This window comes from Citrobacter sp. Igbk 17 (assembly GCF_028069775.1).
Lineage (GTDB): Bacteria > Pseudomonadota > Gammaproteobacteria > Enterobacterales > Enterobacteriaceae > Citrobacter.
The window spans coordinates 51,611-70,080 of the sequence record NZ_JANEWI010000008.1 but is presented as its reverse complement, the minus strand read 5'-3'; the positions used below and the strand labels follow the sequence as shown (position 1 = coordinate 70,080).

The 18,470-nt window shown below is 51.2% G+C and carries 21 protein-coding genes and 1 pseudogene; 12 read left to right on the top strand and 10 right to left on the bottom strand.

Annotation, left to right across the window (positions count from 1 at the left end):
* Nucleotides 1-11: 11 nt before the first annotated feature.
* Together mliC and anmK are read right to left on the bottom strand one after the other, a co-directional pair.
* Nucleotides 12-341, bottom strand: a complete 330-nt coding sequence (mliC, locus tag NNO08_RS07025) for a C-type lysozyme inhibitor (protein WP_202038722.1) — start codon at nucleotides 339-341, stop codon at nucleotides 12-14.
* 87 nt (nucleotides 342-428) lie between these two features.
* Nucleotides 429-1,550, bottom strand: a complete 1,122-nt coding sequence (gene anmK, locus NNO08_RS07020; protein WP_271456426.1) for an anhydro-N-acetylmuramic acid kinase — start codon at nucleotides 1,548-1,550, stop codon at nucleotides 429-431.
* Nucleotides 1,551-1,824: 274 nt separating this feature from the next.
* Between anmK and slyB the strand changes: the two genes are divergently transcribed.
* Nucleotides 1,825-2,292 (top strand): outer membrane lipoprotein SlyB, encoded by a 468-nt coding sequence (gene slyB, locus NNO08_RS07015; protein ID WP_003029175.1) that lies wholly within the window; start codon nucleotides 1,825-1,827, stop codon nucleotides 2,290-2,292.
* Nucleotides 2,293-2,340: 48 nt separating this feature from the next.
* On the opposite strand, the gene slyA is transcribed toward slyB, so the two are convergent.
* The gene (slyA, locus tag NNO08_RS07010) at nucleotides 2,341-2,781 is read right to left on the bottom strand and encodes a transcriptional regulator SlyA (RefSeq protein ID WP_019076732.1); all 441 of its coding nucleotides are present in this window, start codon (nucleotides 2,779-2,781) and stop codon (nucleotides 2,341-2,343) included.
* A 192-nt stretch (nucleotides 2,782-2,973) separates the two neighbouring features.
* Here slyA and NNO08_RS07005 point away from each other — a divergent pair, with 192 nt between their 5' ends.
* The 3 genes and pseudogenes from NNO08_RS07005 to NNO08_RS06995 all read left to right on the top strand — a co-directional run bounded on the left by NNO08_RS07005 (nucleotide 2,974) and on the right by NNO08_RS06995 (nucleotide 6,113).
* Nucleotides 2,974-3,210, top strand: a complete 237-nt coding sequence (locus NNO08_RS07005; protein ID WP_202038724.1) for a DUF1656 domain-containing protein — start codon at nucleotides 2,974-2,976, stop codon at nucleotides 3,208-3,210.
* A 2-nt stretch (nucleotides 3,211-3,212) separates the two neighbouring features.
* Nucleotides 3,213-4,076 carry an efflux RND transporter periplasmic adaptor subunit gene (locus NNO08_RS07000; RefSeq protein WP_271440571.1) on the top strand — a complete coding sequence of 288 codons (864 nt, stop codon included), beginning with the start codon at nucleotides 3,213-3,215 and terminating at the stop codon, nucleotides 4,074-4,076.
* Nucleotides 4,073-6,113: pseudogene (locus NNO08_RS06995) on the top strand (FUSC family protein). The gene NNO08_RS07000 and the pseudogene NNO08_RS06995 overlap by 4 nt, the downstream one beginning before the upstream one ends.
* On the opposite strand, the gene sodC reads toward NNO08_RS06995, so the two are convergent.
* The 3 genes from sodC to NNO08_RS06980 all read right to left on the bottom strand — a co-directional run bounded on the left by sodC (nucleotide 6,089) and on the right by NNO08_RS06980 (nucleotide 7,877).
* Complete coding sequence (gene sodC / locus NNO08_RS06990; protein WP_271456425.1) at nucleotides 6,089-6,610, bottom strand: superoxide dismutase [Cu-Zn] SodC; 522 nt, start codon at nucleotides 6,608-6,610, stop codon at nucleotides 6,089-6,091. The pseudogene NNO08_RS06995 and the gene sodC sit on opposite strands and share 25 nt — an antisense overlap.
* 81 nt (nucleotides 6,611-6,691) lie before the next feature.
* Nucleotides 6,692-7,588 (bottom strand): aldo/keto reductase, encoded by an 897-nt coding sequence (locus NNO08_RS06985; RefSeq protein WP_271440573.1) that lies wholly within the window; start codon nucleotides 7,586-7,588, stop codon nucleotides 6,692-6,694.
* A 49-nt stretch (nucleotides 7,589-7,637) separates the two neighbouring features.
* On the bottom strand, nucleotides 7,638-7,877 hold the full coding sequence (locus tag NNO08_RS06980) for a DUF1289 domain-containing protein (protein WP_137381278.1): 240 nt from the start codon (nucleotides 7,875-7,877) through the stop codon (nucleotides 7,638-7,640).
* 101 nt (nucleotides 7,878-7,978) lie between these two features.
* Here NNO08_RS06980 and NNO08_RS06975 point away from each other — a divergent pair, with 101 nt between their 5' ends.
* From NNO08_RS06975 to rnt, 4 genes are all read left to right on the top strand, one after another.
* Nucleotides 7,979-8,578: a TetR/AcrR family transcriptional regulator gene (locus NNO08_RS06975; RefSeq protein WP_271456424.1), complete on the top strand. Its 600-nt coding sequence runs from the start codon at nucleotides 7,979-7,981 to the stop codon at nucleotides 8,576-8,578.
* A 54-nt stretch (nucleotides 8,579-8,632) separates the two neighbouring features.
* Nucleotides 8,633-9,730 carry an alkene reductase gene (locus NNO08_RS06970; RefSeq protein ID WP_005127184.1) on the top strand — a complete coding sequence of 366 codons (1,098 nt, stop codon included), beginning with the start codon at nucleotides 8,633-8,635 and terminating at the stop codon, nucleotides 9,728-9,730.
* A gap of 112 nt (nucleotides 9,731-9,842) precedes the next feature.
* Nucleotides 9,843-10,250 (top strand): lactoylglutathione lyase, encoded by a 408-nt coding sequence (gloA, locus tag NNO08_RS06965; protein WP_003029198.1) that lies wholly within the window; start codon nucleotides 9,843-9,845, stop codon nucleotides 10,248-10,250.
* Nucleotides 10,251-10,344: 94 nt separating this feature from the next.
* Entirely contained in the window at nucleotides 10,345-10,992 is a 648-nt protein-coding gene (gene rnt / locus NNO08_RS06960) for a ribonuclease T (protein WP_137381280.1), read from the top strand.
* A gap of 51 nt (nucleotides 10,993-11,043) precedes the next feature.
* On the opposite strand, the gene grxD is transcribed toward rnt, so the two are convergent.
* A complete protein-coding gene (gene grxD, locus NNO08_RS06955; RefSeq protein WP_003832760.1) occupies nucleotides 11,044-11,391 on the bottom strand; it encodes a monothiol glutaredoxin 4 in 348 nt (115 codons plus the stop codon).
* Nucleotides 11,392-11,725: 334 nt separating this feature from the next.
* Here grxD and NNO08_RS06950 point away from each other — a divergent pair, with 334 nt between their 5' ends.
* Complete coding sequence (locus tag NNO08_RS06950; RefSeq protein WP_137381281.1) at nucleotides 11,726-12,556, top strand: C40 family peptidase; 831 nt, start codon at nucleotides 11,726-11,728, stop codon at nucleotides 12,554-12,556.
* A 127-nt stretch (nucleotides 12,557-12,683) separates the two neighbouring features.
* Nucleotides 12,684-13,265 (top strand): superoxide dismutase [Fe], encoded by a 582-nt coding sequence (gene sodB / locus NNO08_RS06945; protein WP_048211764.1) that lies wholly within the window; start codon nucleotides 12,684-12,686, stop codon nucleotides 13,263-13,265.
* Nucleotides 13,266-13,305: 40 nt separating this feature from the next.
* Here sodB and NNO08_RS06940 read toward each other — a convergent pair whose 3' ends face one another.
* Nucleotides 13,306-14,475, bottom strand: coding sequence for an MFS transporter (locus NNO08_RS06940; protein ID WP_271456423.1), 1,170 nt, complete (start codon nucleotides 14,473-14,475; stop codon nucleotides 13,306-13,308).
* A 177-nt stretch (nucleotides 14,476-14,652) separates the two neighbouring features.
* On the bottom strand, nucleotides 14,653-14,742 hold the full coding sequence (gene cydH / locus NNO08_RS06935; RefSeq protein ID WP_003029209.1) for a cytochrome bd-I accessory subunit CydH: 90 nt from the start codon (nucleotides 14,740-14,742) through the stop codon (nucleotides 14,653-14,655).
* Nucleotides 14,743-15,039: 297 nt separating this feature from the next.
* Here cydH and purR point away from each other — a divergent pair, with 297 nt between their 5' ends.
* Nucleotides 15,040-16,065 (top strand): HTH-type transcriptional repressor PurR, encoded by a 1,026-nt coding sequence (purR, locus tag NNO08_RS06930; RefSeq protein WP_137381283.1) that lies wholly within the window; start codon nucleotides 15,040-15,042, stop codon nucleotides 16,063-16,065.
* Here the strand turns inward: purR and punR are convergent.
* Entirely contained in the window at nucleotides 16,062-16,994 is a 933-nt protein-coding gene (gene punR / locus NNO08_RS06925; RefSeq protein WP_271456422.1) for a DNA-binding transcriptional activator PunR, read from the bottom strand. The genes purR and punR overlap by 4 nt on opposite strands.
* Nucleotides 16,995-17,105: 111 nt before the next feature.
* Between punR and punC the strand changes: the two genes are divergently transcribed.
* Nucleotides 17,106-18,311, top strand: a complete 1,206-nt coding sequence (gene punC / locus NNO08_RS06920; RefSeq protein WP_271456421.1) for a purine nucleoside transporter PunC — start codon at nucleotides 17,106-17,108, stop codon at nucleotides 18,309-18,311.
* Nucleotides 18,312-18,470: the final 159 nt, after the last annotated feature.

The following is an 18,470-nucleotide window of genomic DNA, read 5'->3' as shown; positions in this document are numbered from 1 at the left end:
AGGTGAAAATCTCAACGCTTCGGGTTCTGTAACTGACAGTTATTCAGCACAATTCTGTCTCGTTTATAGACCGTCGCGTTGTCTCCTTTAGACCAGAAGACGTAGATACCATCTGTGTAGCGTGCACCCGATGCCGACACGCCCTGTTTGAGATTCAATAGTTGATTATCATAAACAAAGCTCGCTACCTGTCGGGTATTATTCAATTTTACGGTAAGCGGTTTTTCATCACAGCGATATTCGAGCGTATCCGTTTGCATACGCTCGACAAATTGGTTGTACACACTACAACCGGTAAGCAATACGGGCAGACACACTAATAACAGTTTTTTCATAGCCATATCCTGAAGACTTTCCTGGTCCCGGAGGGCAAAAACACCCTCCCTAACATCCCTAGTTTATCGGTATACCGCCTGGAATAATTTCAGTTAACTCTGAGTTCGTGGATTGGCGGGAAAAATAGCCCCTAAAACGCTGGGCTCAGATGCGCCGGTCACAGAAGGCAGGTTCCCCGGCAGTCCCGCGAGTGTACGCCACGCCAGCCAGGCAAAGGCTAACGCTTCCATATCATCACCACTGATCCCTGCTTCATCGGTGGAGGTCACTTCCGTCCCCGGCAGCAGCGCCGCCAGACGCATCATAAGAAGTGGATTGCGACTACCACCGCCACATACCATCAACCGTTCACACCCTCCGCTCAGCAGAACCTGTTCGGAAATCGTCACGGCCGTCAGTTCAGCCAACGTCGCCTGTACGTCTCGTGGGCTAATTCCCGGGAACTGCGCCAGATGGCGTTCAATCCAGCCATAATTAAAATACTCACGCCCCGTACTCTTTGGCGCTGGTGCAGAAAAATACGGGTCATTAAGCATCGTTTGCAGCAGCGGCAGAATCACTGTCCCCGAACAGGCCCATTGCGCATCTTTATCATAAGGTTGGCCACATTGCCGCCAAATCCAGGCATCCATCAGCATATTGCCCGGACCGGTGTCATATCCCCGAACCGGTTGTTTTGGGATGAGCAGTGACAGATTGGCAATACCACCAATATTTAACACCATCCGGCGCTCCGTTGGATGCGCCAGCAACGCCTGGTGAAAAGCAGGAACCAGCGGTGCCCCCTGTCCGCCTAACGCGATATCGCGCCGACGAAAATCACCGACTACCGTTACCCCGGTACGCGCAACAATCTGGTTGTTATCACCAATTTGTAGCGTGTGCGGCGCAAGTCCTGTCGGTTCATGCCACACGGTTTGCCCATGACAGCCGATCGCAACAATATCCTGCGGTTTTAATTTTTCCTGCTGCAGCAACGCATTGACCGCATCGGCGAACAAACGCCCCAACTGCGTGTCCAGTTGACCGTATTGGGAAAGCGTCAGTTGCTGCCCCTGGCAGATATCCAGAATGGCCTGTTTTACATGAACGGGGATGGGCCATGTCAGACTTGCCTGCTGCGCAACCATCGTTTCATCTATCGCCGCCAGCACAACATCCACACCATCAAGACTGGTTCCAGACATCACTCCGATAAAACGGCCCGATTTCATACGTCATCCTTTTAAGCAAATTAGCCTTGACACTCCACCATAAAGTGTCGACTAATTCCATGCTTCCTTAATGATTTTTGTGGGTTAATCTTTCCAGTAACCCCTAAATTCCATTAACGTGATGAATGATTCGTTTATACTCGGTTAACCCGATTTCGGTTAAGATTTTCATATTGTTCCAGTAGAACATGTGACCTTAGACTCACAAATGCCATATAATTTAGCCATGAGGAGTGCTTTATTAGCGTTTCGTGGTGACAAAGGAGATTTGTAAATGATTAAACGTGTGCTGATTGTTTCATTAATGGGCGTATCTTTAGCGGGCTGCGTTAACAATGATAGCCTTTCAGGTGACGTGTATACCGCATCCGAAGCGAAACAAGTTCAGAACGTTACCTACGGTACGATTGTTCATGTTCGTCCGGTGCAAATCCAGGGTGGTGACGACGCAAACGTGATTGGCGCTATTGGTGGTGCTGTGCTGGGTGGGTTCCTCGGTAACACAGTAGGCGGCGGTACCGGTCGTTCATTAGCGACAGCTGCGGGTGCGGTTGCCGGCGGCGTAGCAGGCCAGGGCGTACAAGGCGCGATGAATAAAACCCAGGGCGTAGAACTGGAAATTCGTAAGGATGACGGTAATACCATCATGGTGGTTCAGAAGCAGGGTGCGACCAAATTCTCTGCAGGTCAGCGCGTTGTTATGGCTAACAATGGTAGCCAGGTTACCGTGTCTCCACGTTAATCGAATTCACGTGTGGTCAGCCTCTGGCCACACGTCGTTTTGATCGCTTTAGCCCTGCGACTGCAGTTCAATGATATTGTGTTCCAGTCTGGCGACCAGTTTTATCAGCAGATCAATTTCCTCAGCGGAAATCCCTTCCAAAATTTCGCCGCGCGTTTTGTTGATAACCGCTTCCATATCAGCAATCAGCGGTTCGGCCTTCTCCGTTAATTTAATTCTCTTTGCCCGACGATCGCTGGCGCAAGTCTGTCGTGAAATGAGTCCCTTTTCTTCTAACTGGTCGAGCGTACGCACCAATGAAGGCTGCTCAATACCAATCGCTTTAGCCAGCTGGATCTGTGATTGATCCGGTGGCAACTGATGAATGTTGTGCAGCGTAACCCAATGCGTCTGCGTCAACTCCAGAGGTTTCAGGCGATGGTCAATCAGAGCACGCCAAATGCGCACCAACCGTGCCAGATCAGAACCTAATGGCGATTCCAATTTCATCTCCTTATAATTAGCTTGCTAAGTTATTGTGCTGATTTTAGAATAGTGTGCAGCATTTGTATTCCCAAAACAAATGTATTGCCAAATTTGCTTACCGGATGACATTTTTTCAGACATTATGCCTTACAGAGACACATTGTCCCTTTTTTTGCTAAACCTATAGCAACGCTCTTTTCGCCAAGGATTTTGCCCGTGAAGTTTATGTTTAATGCAACAGGATTGCCCCTACAAGATTTAATGATCGGAGCATCTGTCTACTTCCCCCCTATTTTCAAGGCGTTTGTTGCAGGATTTATCCTCTGGCTAGTTGTTCATCGCCTGCTACGCGACGGGATCTATTCTGGCGAAATCTGGCATCCCCTGTTAATGGATCTGTCCCTCTTTACGCTTTGCGTGTGTCTGGCCTTTGTCATGTTGATTGCGTGGTGATTATGTCGCTTAAAACCATTAAATACTTCTCCACTATTATAGTCGCTGTTATTGCCGTCCTCGCCGGGTGGTGGATGTGGAATTACTATATGCAATCGCCATGGACGCGTGACGGAAAAGTCCGCGCTGAACAGGTCAGCATCACACCGCAAATCTCTGGCAGCATTAGTGAACTCAACATTAAAGATAATCAACTGGTTAACAAAGGCGATGTTCTTTTTGTTATCGACAAGACCCCTTTCCAGATTGCTGAGCTGAACGCACAGGCTCAGTTGGCCAAAGCGCAGTCCGATCTGACCAAAGCCAATAATGAAGCCAAACGTCGCCGCAATTTGTCGCAAAATTTCATCTCGGCCGAAGATTTGGACAGCGCACTGCTCAATGTAAAAGCCATGCAGGCGACCGTTGCCGCAGCCCAGGCCAGTTTGCGCCATGCTCAGTGGCAACTGGCGCAAACGGTAGTCAAAGCCCCGGTCACAGGCTGGGTCACCAATCTATCAACCCGTACCGGAGACTACGCCTCAACGGGTAAACCTCTGTTTGCCCTGGTCGACAGCCACTCTTTTTATGTCATGGGCTATTTCGAAGAAACCAAACTACGCCATATTCAAGACGGGGCACCTGCTCTTATCACGCTCTACAGCGGCAATATTAAGTTACAGGGTCACGTTTCCGGCATTGGTCGCGCCATTTATGATCAGAGTGTGGAAAGCAATTCCGGTCTGGTTCCTGACATCAAACCAAACGTTCCGTGGGTTCGTCTGGCGCAGCGGGTTCCCGTTCGTATCGAATTTGATACCCTTCCGCACGATGTTACGCTGGTTTCGGGGACAACCTGTAGCGTGTCCATCGGTCAGCAAAAATGAAACTGCCCCGCCTGACACCTGCCAGTCTGCCGTGGTTTAAAGCCACGAGCGGACAGTGGCGTTACGCGCTGCGTAATACTATTGCGATGTGTCTGGCGTTAACCTTCGCCTATTACCTCAATCTGGACGAACCCTACTGGGCGATGACATCAGCGGCGGTAGTCAGTTTTCCAACCGTTGGAGGCGTGATTAGCAAAAGCCTGGGGCGTATCGCGGGCAGTTTACTCGGTGCAACGGCCGCATTGATTATAGCCGGCCATACCCTCAATGAACCCTGGCTGTTTCTGTTGAGCATGTCAGTCTGGATCGGTTTTTGTACCTGGGCGTGTGCACATTTCACCAACAACGTGGCCTACGCTTTTCAACTGGCAGGCTATACCGCGGCGATTATTGCCTTTCCAATGGTGCATATTACAGAGGTTACGCAACTGTGGGATATCGCCCAGGCACGCGTGTGCGAAGTCGTCGTCGGGATCCTCTGTGGCGGCCTGATGATGATGATCCTGCCCAGTACATCCGATGGCACCACGCTGCTGACCGCTTTGAAAAATATGCATGCACGTTTGCTGGAGCATGCCAGCTTGCTCTGGCAGCCAGAAACCACAGATGCTATCCGCACCGCCCATGAAGGGGTGATCGGTCAAATCCTGACAATGAATCTGCTGCGTATTCAGGCGTTCTGGAGCCACTACCGTTTTCGCCGTCAAAATACCTTACTCAATGCGTTGTTACACCAACAGTTGCGGTTGACCAGCGTTATTTCCAGTCTGCGGCGGATGCTACTGAACTGGCCTAATCCTCCGGCTAATACCCGGGATATCATCGAGCAGTTACTGACCGTGTTAGTCAAACCTGATACCGACAGCTACGCCGTCGCGCGGATTATCGCCCCGCTGTGCCCCGTCGATCAGCATGACTATCGGCACGTCGCCTTCTGGCAGCGTCTGCGCTATTTTTGCCGTATCTATCTGCAAAGCAGCCATTATCTGCACTTACTGGAAAAGGGGGTCACGGTCGATCGTATCAATATTGAGCGTACGCCGGGTCTTGCCCGTCATACCGATAACGCGGAGGCTCTCTGGAGCGGATTGCGTACCTTTATTACGCTGATGGCAATCGGCGCGTGGAGCATTGGTGCACAATGGGAGTCAGGCTCCGGGGCTCTGACGCTTGCCGCCATCAGTTGCGTGTTGTATTCCGCCGTAGCGGCCCCATTCAAATCACTCTCTTTGCTGATGCGCACCCTGGTCCTGCTGTCGCTGTTCAGTTTTGTGGTGAAATTCGGTCTGATGGTACAAATTACCGATCTCTGGCAGTTCATTCTGTTTCTCTTTCCGCTGCTTGCCACCATGCAATTGTTAAAATTACAGATGCCGAAACTGGCGGGCCTTTGGGGACAGCTGATCGTCTTTATGGGATCGTTTATCGCGGTGACCAATCCTCCTGTCTATGATTTTGCAGGTTTTTTGAATGACAATACGGCGAAGATCACCGGCGTCGCGCTGTCGTGGCTGGCTTTTGCTATTCTACGACCAGGTTCTGATGCGAGAAAAAGCCGCCGCCATATTCGCGCGTTACGGCGTAACTTTGTCGATCAACTTAGCCACCATCCTTCACTCAGTGAAAACGAGTTTGAGTCGCTGACCTATCATCATGTCAGCCAGCTCAGCAACAGCCAGGATGCACTGGCGCGACGTTGGTTACTACGCTGGGGAGTGGTGTTACTGAACTGCTCACACGTCGTATGGCAACTTCGCGTCTGGGAGGCGCGATCAGATCCGCTGGCGCGCGTCAGGGATGTGTGTATCTCACTGTTACGCGATGTAATGAGTGAACGTGGCGTGCAGCAACGTCCGCTGAATGCCACGCTTAATGAACTCCAGCGCATCTGTGATGCACTGGCCCATCATCATCAGCCCGCAGCGCAGGAGTTATCGGCCCTTATCTGGCGACTACACTGCTCACTTTCACAACTTGAGCAAGCGCCGCCACCGGGCACGCTGAGTCGCTGATTACTTGATAACACCACAGGCGTAACGTGCCCCTCCGCCGCCAAGTGGTTTCGGCTGATCGGACATATTATCGCCACCAACGTGGATCATCAGCGCCTTACCTTTAATTTCATCAAGTGATTTCAACCGGGGGGCTGTCACTGTCGTCGTGGCATTCCCTTCGTTATTTACCACCAGTAAAGGCAGGTCGCCCATGTGGCCTGCACCTTCCGGACCTTCATGCTTGCCAGTTTTATGCGGGTCATAATGACCGCCAGCCGATTCTGCTGCCGAGGCTTTCCCCTCTTTAATAGCGGGCTGGCAACTGCCGTTAGCATGCACATGAAAACCATGTTCACCCGGCGGCAGCGCTTTAAGATCAGGCGTAAACTCCAGCCCTTTTGCGGATTCGGCAATGGTGACAGTACCAATTCCCTGGCCAACGCCCTGCGACGTCACCAGATTCATCACCACTTTCTCACTGGCAGCCTGTGCACCAGCACAGGCCAGTAACGTGATGATGGCTAAACTCAAACGCTTCATACAACCTCCGTCATCCAGGTGTCTGACTGATAAGTGTAATCCAGTGACACAAATTTGAACGACGGAACGCTGAATACGTGATTAAGGTACGTCGTAACCGAGAGCCGCTTTACGAATACGGAACCACTGCTGGCGAGACATGTTCAATGACTCTGATTCAATTGCAGCACGCACACGTTCGATTTTACCCGAGCCAATAATCGGCAGCGGCTGCGACGGTAGACGCAGGATCCACGCATACACCACCTGCTCTATGGACTGCGCATTCAGTTCTTCTGCTATCACGGCCAGTTCATTGCGCAGCGGCTGGAAGGCGTCATCATTGAACAGACGCCCACCTCCCAGGCAAGACCAGGCCATTGGGCGGACACGCAGTTGTTGCAGCTGATCTAACGTCCCATCCAACAGAAGAGGTTGATGCACCGGTGAAATTTCGACCTGATTGGTTGCCAGAGTAAAAGGTAATCGCGATTGCAGCAGTGAAAACTGTGCTGGCGTGAAGTTAGAGACACCAAAATGGCGCACCTTACCGCTATGATGTAATGTCTTGAAAGCTTCCGCCACATCATCTGCATCCATTAACGGATCGGGGCGGTGGATCAACAGCAGATCAAGGCGATCGGTTGCCAGCAGCTTCAGCGACTGTTCGGCACTGGCAATAATATGGGCGCTGTCAGTGATGTAATGACCCAGCGCGTTTTCCTCTTTCGCTGTCGTGGCAATACCGCATTTGGTAACAATCTGCATTTTTTCACGCAGGTGCGGTGCCAGTTTCATTGCCTCGCCAAACGCCGCCTCACACTGGTATCCGCCATAAATATCCGCGTGATCGACAGTCGTGACACCCAGATCGAGATGTTCCTCAATAAAGCTGACTAGCTGACGCGCGGACATATTCCAGTCCATCAGACGCCAGTACCCCATCACAAAGCGCGAAAATTCCGGGCCTTGCGGCGCAATAGTAATACGCTGAACCATAGCAGCTTCCTTATAAGTGAATGTGCATCGAGTATACGCAATAACGCTTTTAAAAGAGTGAAGGTTGTTGCGGTTCTTCCGGCGGGTTGGATTTGTTTGCGCGTAATTTACGCATCAGACGCTGGCGACAAAGTCGCAGCACCTCCTGCTTTTGGGCATCGCTCATTTTCTGCCAGTTAAAACGCTCATCCCGACTGCGAAAGCATCCACGACAAAAACCGCGATCGTCAGACTGACATATACCGCGGCATGGGCTCTGGACGGGGAAAAACTCCAGCTGTTCGGCCACATCCCCTCCTTTTGTAAGATTGATATACCTATTGAAGACGGTAACTGAAAATCTGGCAAGCGCTATTGCATTAGACCGACTGGTCTATTACACTCCTCGACATGAACAAAGTAACTGAACACGATACACGCGAACATCTTTTGGCGACCGGCGAGCGACTGTGTATGCAGCGCGGTTTCACCGGTATGGGTTTGAGCGAGCTACTGAAAACCGCGGAGGTTCCCAAGGGTTCGTTTTATCACTATTTTCGCTCAAAAGAAGCGTTCGGTGTGGCGATGCTGGAGCGCCATTACGCGAGCTATCATCAGCGACTGTCTACGCATTTTGAGACGGGCGCAGGAAACTACCGCGACCGCATTCTGGCCTACTATCAGGAAACTCTTAACCAGTTTAGCCAGCACGGCATCATCAGTGGCTGTTTAACTGTGAAATTGTCTGCCGAAGTGTGCGATCTTTCCGAAGATATGCGCACAGCAATGGACAAAGGCGCCCGGCACATTATTACGCTGCTGGCGCAGGCGCTGGAAAAAGGTCAGGCGAATCATTGTCTGTCGTTTGTTGGCGAACCTTTGCAGCAGGCGCAGGTGTTGTATGCGCTGTGGCTGGGTGCCAACCTGCAGGCCAAAATGTCGCGTAGTGCCACGCCGCTGGAAAACGCGCTGGCTCACGTCAAAACCATCATTGCAGCGCCTGTCGTTTAACAGGCGTTTTTATTTAATTTATCACTAGACGACCGGTCTATTCAGGAGTGTAACATGTCATCTGAAAAACTCTTTTCCCCGCTTAAGGTGGGTGCGATCACTGCGGCAAACCGTGTGTTTATGGCCCCACTTACGCGTTTGCGCAGCATCGAACCTGGCGACATCCCTACTCCGCTGATGGCCGAGTACTACCGTCAACGCGCCAGTGCGGGTCTTATCATTAGCGAAGCGACTCAGATTTCTGCACAGGCGAAAGGTTATGCCGGAGCGCCAGGTTTGCACAGTGATGCACAAATTGCTGCGTGGAAAAAGATTACGGCGGCTGTACACGCTGAGCAGGGCCATATTGCCGTTCAGCTGTGGCATACCGGGCGTATCTCCCACTCCAGCCTGCAGCCAAACGGTCAGGCTCCGGTTGCGCCGTCCGCCATCAGTGCCGGCACCCGAACGTCTCTGCGCGATGAAAATGGACTGGCCACACGTGCCGATACCTCAATGCCACGTGCACTGGAAACCGAAGAAATCCCGGGTATCGTGAATGATTTCCGCCAGGCGATTGCCAATGCGCGTGAAGCCGGTTTTGACCTGGTCGAGCTGCACTCTGCTCACGGTTACTTACTGCACCAGTTCTTGTCGCCAACTTCAAACCAGCGTACCGATCAATACGGCGGTAGCGTTGAAAACCGCGCTCGTCTGGTACTGGAAGTCGTCGATGCAGGTATTAAAGAATGGGGTGCTGATCGCATTGGTATCCGTGTTTCCCCTATCGGTTCGTTCCAGAACGTCGACAACGGTCCGAATGAAGAGGCTGATGCTTTGTACCTGATCGAACAATTGGGCAAGCGCGGCATTGCTTATCTGCATATGTCCGAGCCAGACTGGGCTGGTGGCGAACCGTATTCAGACGCGTTTCGCGAGAAAGTTCGCGCACGTTTCCACGGTCCGATTATTGGTGCGGGTGCCTATACACCAGAGAAAGCTGAATCACTGATCGAGAAAGGTCTAATCGATGCAGTTGCCTTTGGTCGTGCTTACATTGCTAACCCGGATCTGGTTGCACGTCTGCAGCGTAAAGCCGAGCTCAATCCACAGCGTGCGGAAAGTTTTTACGGCGGCGGTGCTGAAGGCTATACCGATTACCCTACCCTGTAAGGTCCTGAGAATTGCCAATCGATTTCTAATCGTTCATTGATAGCGGCGTTATAACGCCGCTATACTAAAACAACATTTTGAATGTATTAGCCATTTTTGAAGGGGAAGAAAGATGCGTTTACTTCATACCATGCTGCGCGTGGGTGACCTGCAGCGTTCCATCGAGTTTTATACCAACGTGTTGGGCATGAAGCTGCTGCGTACCAGCGAAAACCCTGAATATAAGTACTCTCTGGCATTCGTCGGATACGGCCCTGAAACCAGCGAAGCCGTGATCGAACTGACCTATAACTGGGGCGTTGACAAGTATGAATTGGGTACCGCATATGGCCACATTGCCCTGAGCGTAGATAACGCGGCAGAGGCCTGTGAACGTATTCGTCAAAACGGCGGTAACGTGACGCGTGAAGCCGGTCCGGTAAAAGGCGGTACGACGGTCATCGCGTTTGTTGAAGATCCAGATGGCTATAAAATTGAGCTGATCGAAGAAAAAGACGCCGGCCGCGGTCTGGGCGACTAAACTCTCCTCGGGCGCAGATCGTCTGTGCCCGTAGTTTTATACTCATCATTTTGCCATAATACGCGCTGCAATTTTCCCGTATTAAGAGACCCAGATGTCCGATAACGCTCAACTTTCCGGTCTGTGTGACCGTTTTCGTGGTTTTTATCCTGTCGTCATTGACGTCGAAACAGCAGGATTTAACGCCAAAACCGATGCGCTGCTTGAAATTGCCGCCATCACACTGAAAATGGATGAACAGGGCTGGCTGATGCCGGACATGACGTTACATTTCCACGTTGAACCGTTTGAAGGGGCGAATTTACAACCCGAAGCGCTGGCATTTAACGGCATCGACCCCAGCAACCCGTTGCGTGGCGCCGTCAGCGAGTACGACGCGCTGCATGCCATCTTTAAAATGGTACGTAAAGGTATCAAAGATAGCGGCTGTAATCGGGCTATCATGGTGGCGCACAATGCGACATTTGATCACAGTTTTATGATGGCAGCGGCAGAACGTGCCTCTCTGAAACGTAATCCGTTTCACCCCTTCGTCACCTTTGATACGGCAGCATTAAGCGGCCTGTCGTTGGGGCAAACCGTACTGTCAAAAGCCTGTCTGGCTGCAGGAATGGAGTTTGATGGGACTCAGGCGCACTCGGCGCTGTATGACACCGAACGGACAGCCGTTCTGTTCTGCGAAATTGTTAACCGCTGGAAACGTCTCGGCGGCTGGCCTCTGCCAGTGCCCGAAGAGGCGTAACGGCGGCATAAAAAAAGCGACCTGCTGAGGTCGCTTTTTTATTTTTGCTGGTTACTCAGCGTCCGGCTCTTCGGTTTTGTATTTCGCTGCAGTTTCTTTAATCAACTGCTGCAACTCACCGCGCTGGTACATTTCAATTAAAATGTCACAGCCGCCTACCAGTTCACCATCAACCCACAGCTGTGGGAAAGTCGGCCAGTTGGCATATTTCGGCAGCTCGGCGCGAATATCCGGGTTCTGCAGAATATCAACATAAGCAAAACGTTCGCCACAGGCGGACAACGCCTGCACAGCCTGAGCAGAGAAACCGCAGCTTGGCAGTTTTGGGGAACCTTTCATGTACAGGAGAATCGGGTTTTCAGCGATCTGGCGCTGGATTTTTTCGATAGTGGTGCTCATTATCTTGCTTCCTTAAACTTCTTTTACGGCAGTAGTCTGACATTGTAGCGGGTCAGGCAGGTAACGGAAAATAACATTTTCATTACGCGATATTATTTTATCGCCTGTCGTTAAAAGTTGCATTCACAATCTCACTTATCCGCGTAAAGCATGGGGATTTGATTATCTGTTCACCAATTACGCCTTGAATTGCTGTTTTTTTTTGCGGTCGGTTACGAAACGTAGTTTTAAACGAAAAAAGCTATTAACTTTCCCTCTTTCTATAGATTAGAATCGTCAAGTTTTGAAAATCACACGCAGGCACGATAGACCTGCCTTACCAGAGGACTGCTCAGTGGCGCGGATAAACCGAATCTCGATCACGCTCTGTGCTTTACTTTTTACCACACTGCCTTTTACGCCTATGGCTCATGCTTCCAAGCAGGCCAGGACGACACCTACCGCTTCCCACACCGTCAAGACGGTAGATAAAAAGAAAAGCGCAACAACCAGCCAGAAAGCAACAAAAACCAACAAGAAAACGGCGACAAAAAACACCAGTAAAACCAGTACGAAAACGGCTTCCTCTTCCAAAAAACGCACAGCAACTCCGGCAAAATCGACGAAAACAGCAAACCGTCGCAGTAAAACAGCGGCAATACAAACCCCTGCCGTCACCTGGACTGAAAAATGTACCCCGCGCAAAGGTCATAAGCCACGTTGTGTAAAAGTGAAGACGACTGCACCAACAGCCGTTGCGGATGTACATAAAGTAAAAGTACAGAAAGCAACCAAAACCGCTATGTCTACCCTGATGAACCAAATCGGTAAACCTTACCGTTGGGGTGGCACATCACCCAGAACCGGTTTTGATTGCAGCGGGCTGGTTTATTACGCATACAAAGATCTGGTGAAGTTCCGCATCCCGCGTACCGCCAATGAAATGTATCACCTGCGCGACGCTGCGCCGATTGAACGTGGTGAACTGAAAAACGGTGATCTGGTCTTCTTCCGCACGCAAGGTCGCGGTACCGCCGACCACGTTGGCGTCTATGTTGGCAATGGTAAATTTATCCAGTCTCCACGCAGCGGTCAGGAAATTCAAATAACCTCTCTGAGCGAAGATTACTGGCAACGCCACTACGTGGGCGCTCGCCGTGTGATGACGCCGAAAACAATTCGCTAAAAACTTACCCTACAGAATATGCTGTAGGGTAAGTTCTTCTTTTGCATAACCTTTCAATTTGCTACCCTATCCTTACTCACAATGAGGCTATTGTGTGTACTCACTATAAATAATAAGGAGAGAAGCAATGTCGTTCGAATTACCTGCATTACCGTATGCCAAAGATGCTCTAGCACCGCACATTTCTGCCGAAACGCTGGAATACCACTATGGCAAACACCATCAAACCTACGTGACCAATCTGAATAACCTGATTAAAGGCACCGCGTTTGAAGGTAAATCACTGGAAGAGATCGTACGTAGCTCTGAAGGTGGTGTATTCAATAACGCAGCACAGGTATGGAACCACACGTTCTACTGGAACTGCCTGGCACCAAACGCAGGCGGCGAGCCGACCGGTAAACTGGCCGAAGCGATTGCCGCCTCCTTTGGCAGCTTTGCAGACTTCAAAGCACAATTCACCGATGCCGCTATCAAGAATTTCGGTTCTGGCTGGACCTGGCTGGTAAAAGGAACGGATGGCAAACTGGCTATCGTATCCACCTCCAACGCAGGTACACCGCTGACGACTGACGCGACGCCTCTGATGACCGTTGACGTGTGGGAACATGCTTACTACATCGATTATCGTAATGCCCGTCCTGGCTACCTGGAACACTTCTGGGCACTGGTGAACTGGGAATTTGTTGCGAAAAACTTCGCAGCATAAAATGACAACGCAGAAGGGGTTCCCTTCTGCGTTTTTGTTTTTAATTCGTTGCGTTGCAGACTTCTTCCGCTTGCTTTCTTGCCGAGACAAAGACCAGCAGTAGCGCAAGTCCCGCCACAATCGCCCCCATTACCGGGACGAAACTGTAGCCCAACCCTCCGGAAATTACCGCCCCACCGGCGGCCGCTCCCAGGGCATTCCCCAGATTAAACGCGCCAATATTCACTGACGATGACAATCCAGGTGCCTCACTGGCAACGCGCATCACACGCATCTGCAGCGGCGGAACCACCGCAAACGTTGCTGCGCCCCACACCACCATACTCACGGCCGCACCCAGCTCATTACGTGCAAGGAAAGGTATCGCCAGCATAATAACCATCAGCAGCAATAAAAAGCCTTTCAGCGTACCGTTAACCGAACGGTCAGCCAGTTTACCGCCCAGATAGTTACCGATAGAGAACCCAACGCCAATCAGCACCAGCATACCGGTGACAAACGCCGGCGTAGCATGAGTAATGCTATGCAGCACGGGTGAGATGTAGGTATAAAGCGTAAACATCGCTCCGGCCCCCAGAACGGTCGTCAGTAAAGCTGACACCACTTGTGGACGCATTAATACAGCCAGTTCTTTGCGCACATCAGGGCGCTCACCTGCCCCGCCTTTCGGTAACGAGAAGAACAGACTGACCATCGCGATAATGCCTAGTCCCGCCGTCGCCATAAAGGACATACGCCAGCCGATGGTTTCCCCAAGCCAGGTTGCCGCGGGAACACCGCCAATATTCGCGATCGTTAGCCCCATAAACATAGTCGCAACGGCGCTGGCCTGTTTATGTTTGGGGACAACGCTTGCCGCCACAACCGAGCCGAGGCCAAAAAATGCCCCGTGGTTAAGACTGGTCAAAATGCGCGACAGCATCAGCGTCGTGTAATCCGGAGATATCGCCGAAAGCACATTACCCAATGTAAAAATGGCCATCAGGAAGATAAGCGCATTGCGACGCGCACGATGGGACAGCAGTAAGGTCATCAGCGGTGCGCCAACCATCACGCCTACCGCATACGCGCTGATTAACATCCCTGCGGCCGGAATGGAAACATCCACGCCTTTGGCAATGACGGGTAGCAATCCCATGGGAGAGAATTCGGTCGTTCCAATGCCAAACGCACCTATCGCCAGCGTCAGTAAAGGATAATTTATTTTCATCTATCGACTCCGTAACGTCGAGCCTTGGCACGACACATCATAAGAGTCAAAAGCATGACATTGATCGCAAAATTAATAAAGTTAACAAAACTGCAAAAGACTTTTGCTTATTTGCAAAAAATAGGAAGGGAAAGACAAGCAGAAAGGATGAGGGAGAGTGAACTCCCCCGGGGGAAATCAGTGCAGTGCTGCAGTCAGGCCACCCGCAACAATCAGGCCCAGAACAATTATGGTCGTCACTAACGAAAATTTCAGATCGGTGCTCATCAAGTTTTCTCCTTTTTATTCCCACACAAAAAGTGATATTGCGCATTTTTACACACTTGAAAGCAAAAATCTCTCACGATTTATATTGATAACTGCTTTTAACTCTTCCCCTTTTCGTTAAGATCAGACAAAATTCCACGCTTACTTGATTAGCGTACCGGCCATTGACCCCTTCCTGACGTTCCGTGTCGTTTTCCCGGCGTGCCGCAACCCTGACGTTGCGTTGAGGGTGTGTGAAGGCAAACGTTTACCTGGAGTATTCTCAGGAGCTTAGGATATGGTCTGGAGTGAGATGTAATGGCAACTATTAAAGATGTAGCGAAGCGAGCAAACGTTTCCACTACAACCGTATCACACGTAATTAACAAAACGCGCTTTGTCGCAGAAGAAACGCGCAACGCTGTCTGGGCAGCGATTAAAGAACTGCACTACTCCCCTAGCGCAGTTGCACGTAGCCTGAAGGTGAATCACACCAAATCGATCGGTTTGTTGGCAACCAGCAGTGAAGCTGCCTATTTCGCCGAAATTATCGAGGCTGTTGAGAAGAATTGTTTCCAGAAAGGCTACACACTGATTCTGGGCAACGCCTGGAACAGTCTTGAAAAACAGCAGGCCTACCTGTCTATGATGGCGCAAAAGCGCGTAGATGGCCTGTTGGTAATGTGTTCAGAGTACCCGGAATCACTGCTTTCCATGCTCGAAGAGTATCGCCATATTCCAATGGTGGTCATGGACTGGGGCGAGGCAAAAGCCGACTTTACCGATACCGTCATTGATAACGCTTTTGAAGGTGGTTACATGGCAGGCCGGTATCTGATTGAGCGCGGTCATCGTGAGATCGGCGTGATCCCAGGTCCCATGGAGCGTAATACCGGCGCAGGCCGCCTGGCTGGCTTCATGAAAGCGATGGAAGAGGCTCTGATTAAAGTTCCCGAAAACTGGATTGTCCAGGGTGATTTCGAACCTGAATCCGGCTACCGCGCTATGCAGCAAATCCTCTCCCAGTCGCATCGCCCAACCGCCGTATTCTGTGGTGGCGATATTATGGCGATGGGTGCGCTGTGTGCCGCAGACGAGATGGGACTGCGCGTACCGCAGGATATCTCAGTTATCGGTTACGACAACGTACGCAACGCCCGATACTTCACCCCTGCGCTGACAACCATCCATCAGCCAAAAGATTCACTGGGTGAAACGGCCTTCAACATGCTGTTAGACCGAATCGTGAATAAACGTGAAGAATCGCAGTCTATCGAGGTGCACCCACGCCTGGTAGAACGTCGTTCCGTTGCCGACGGTCCATTCCGCGATTATCGTCGTTAAGTCAGTTGTGCGGGAGCCTCATCCGGTTCCCGCAGCCACTCTTTATTCAGCGTCTCACTATCCCCCAGGTAGTCCAGTAACCAGCTCAGTGCAGGCGACGTATCGTTCTGCTGCCAGGTCAGGCAACAAGCGGCATCCGGGAACGGATTTTCCAGCTGTAACGCCACCCATTTTCCGCTATCGATCCACGGTTTTGCAAAATGCGTCGGTACCATCCCGACACAGAGTCCGGCTGACAAGCAGGTGGCCGAGGATTCCCAGTCAGGAACCACAACGCGTTTTTGGTTGTCCAGCAACCATGTAATACGTTTCGGCAGTGTGCGGGAGGTGTCTTCGCGTACCAGCGATGGCCAGTTGCGCAACGTATCGTCACTGATCGGTCCCGGCATCGCCGCCAACGGATGATGACTGGCTACCACGCAACTCCAGCTCAGCATTCCCATATCCCGGAACGTATAGCGTCCCCCTACCGGAATGGCCTGCGTTGCTCCGATAGCTAACTCCACGCGACCATCCGACAGCGCGTCCCAGACGCCATTAAACACCTCCTGAAAGACCAGAAGTTCCACATCATCGAAATGGCGGTAGAAATCCACAATCATCTGTCGGGTCCGTTCTGGACGCACAATATTATCTACCGCAATCGCCAGCTGTCCTCGCCAGCCATTGGCGATTTGTTGACATTGCTGACGGGTGATCTGCATTTTTTTGATAACAGACCGACCTTCTTTTAAAAACCACGCGCCAGCAGGCGTTAATTCCACGTCCCGATGACGGCGTTCAAAAAGAGGCACAGCCAGCCACTCTTCCAGTTGGCGCACCGTGTAGCTTACCGCCGAAGGTACGCGGTGCAACTCCTGAGCAGCGGAACTAAAGCTACCGTTACGCGCCACTGCATCAACCACCTCAAGTGAATATTCCGACCACATGCTCTGCCTGCAAAAAATTTGAAATCAGTAAGCAAATATTAGCGTTTCACAGCGAGAATTACACTCACTACACTCAGCGGCAATGTTCTATTGCTAAAAAGAGAAACGATAATGCAACCAGGAAAAGGGTTTTTAGTCTGGCTGGCAGGTCTTAGCGTGCTAGGTTTTCTGGCAACGGATATGTATTTGCCCGCCTTTGCTGCTATTCAGTCCGATTTACAGACACCCGCTTCTGCCGTGAGTGCCAGCCTTAGTTTGTTCTTAGCGGGTTTTGCCGTTGCACAACTTTTGTGGGGGCCACTCTCCGACCACTATGGTCGTAAACCGATTTTGATGCTGGGCTTATCCATCTTCGCGCTGGGCAGCCTGGGTATGTTGTGGGTAGAAAACGCCACCGGCTTACTGGTGCTGCGCTTTATTCAGGCCGTTGGTGTCTGTGCGGCTTCGGTTATCTGGCAGGCGCTGGTTACCGATTATTATCCTTCACAAAAAGTAAACCGCATCTTTGCCACCATTATGCCGCTGGTCGGATTGTCTCCTGCACTTGCACCGTTATTAGGCAGTTGGATCCTGGTACATTTTTCCTGGCAGGCCATTTTTGCCACCCTTTTTGCGATTACCCTGCTCCTGATGTTGCCGGCCCTGCGCTTAAAACCAACGGCAAAAGCACGCGATGATAGCCAGGATAAACTGACGTTCGCTACGCTGCTGCGCTCCAAAACATACCGTGGAAATGTACTGATTTACGCAGCATGTTCCGCGAGCTTCTTCGCATGGCTGACGGGTTCACCGTTTATCCTTAGTGAAATGGGCTATAGCCCGGCGGTGATTGGTCTGAGCTATGTCCCGCAAACTATTGCATTTTTGATCGGTGGTTACGGCTGCCGTGCGGCACTGCAAAAATGGCAGGGTCGCCAGCTTCTGCCGTGGTTACTTATCCTGTATGCCATTAGCGTTATCGCCACCTGGGCTACTGGCTTTATTCATCACGTTGCGTTGGCTGAAATCCTGATCCCATTCTGCGTGATGGCCATTGCAAACGGGGCAATCTACCCTATCGTTGTCGCCCAGGCGCTGCGTCCATTCCCTCAGGCTACAGGCCGTGCCGCTGCGCTGCAGAACACGCTGCAACTGGGACTATGCTTCCTGGCAAGCCTGGTCGTTTCGTGGCTAATCAGCACGCCGCTGCTCACCACCACCAGCGTTATGCTGACGACAGTGCTGCTGGCCGCGCTAGGCTACAAAATGCAGTCACAGACTGACAACACATCCTTGCCGGATGAGAGCGCGCAAATTGCCCACGGTGAGTCACATTAATCATTGTTGCAGGCATTTAGTTAGCCCGCTAACAATTATCGGTTGAATAGCCAAAAATTCAGGCCTATACTGATTTTCGGTTGTTAATAAAACGATAAGATTTATAGAGTAACGGGAACAAGCAGGTTCCCGTTTTTCCATGGATGGCCTTTTCGGCAA

Coding starts and splice junctions, on each gene's coding strand:
- slyB (WP_003029175.1), top strand. CDS start 1,825: ATGATTAAACGTGTGCTGATTGTTTCATTAATGGGCGTATCTTTAGCG.
- sodB (WP_048211764.1), top strand. CDS start 12,684: ATGTCGTTCGAATTACCTGCATTACCGTATGCCAAAGATGCTCTAGCA.
- NNO08_RS06970 (WP_005127184.1), top strand. CDS start 8,633: ATGTCATCTGAAAAACTCTTTTCCCCGCTTAAGGTGGGTGCGATCACT.
- punC (WP_271456421.1), top strand. CDS start 17,106: ATGCAACCAGGAAAAGGGTTTTTAGTCTGGCTGGCAGGTCTTAGCGTG.
- rnt (WP_137381280.1), top strand. CDS start 10,345: ATGTCCGATAACGCTCAACTTTCCGGTCTGTGTGACCGTTTTCGTGGT.
- NNO08_RS06975 (WP_271456424.1), top strand. CDS start 7,979: ATGAACAAAGTAACTGAACACGATACACGCGAACATCTTTTGGCGACC.
- grxD (WP_003832760.1), bottom strand. CDS start 11,391: ATGAGCACCACTATCGAAAAAATCCAGCGCCAGATCGCTGAAAACCCG.
- gloA (WP_003029198.1), top strand. CDS start 9,843: ATGCGTTTACTTCATACCATGCTGCGCGTGGGTGACCTGCAGCGTTCC.
- purR (WP_137381283.1), top strand. CDS start 15,040: ATGGCAACTATTAAAGATGTAGCGAAGCGAGCAAACGTTTCCACTACA.
- mliC (WP_202038722.1), bottom strand. CDS start 341: ATGGCTATGAAAAAACTGTTATTAGTGTGTCTGCCCGTATTGCTTACC.
- sodC (WP_271456425.1), bottom strand. CDS start 6,610: ATGAAGCGTTTGAGTTTAGCCATCATCACGTTACTGGCCTGTGCTGGT.
- punR (WP_271456422.1), bottom strand. CDS start 16,994: ATGTGGTCGGAATATTCACTTGAGGTGGTTGATGCAGTGGCGCGTAAC.
- slyA (WP_019076732.1), bottom strand. CDS start 2,781: ATGAAATTGGAATCGCCATTAGGTTCTGATCTGGCACGGTTGGTGCGC.
- NNO08_RS06940 (WP_271456423.1), bottom strand. CDS start 14,475: ATGAAAATAAATTATCCTTTACTGACGCTGGCGATAGGTGCGTTTGGC.
- NNO08_RS06985 (WP_271440573.1), bottom strand. CDS start 7,588: ATGGTTCAGCGTATTACTATTGCGCCGCAAGGCCCGGAATTTTCGCGC.
- cydH (WP_003029209.1), bottom strand. CDS start 14,742: ATGAGCACCGATCTGAAATTTTCGTTAGTGACGACCATAATTGTTCTG.
- NNO08_RS07000 (WP_271440571.1), top strand. CDS start 3,213: ATGTCGCTTAAAACCATTAAATACTTCTCCACTATTATAGTCGCTGTT.
- anmK (WP_271456426.1), bottom strand. CDS start 1,550: ATGAAATCGGGCCGTTTTATCGGAGTGATGTCTGGAACCAGTCTTGAT.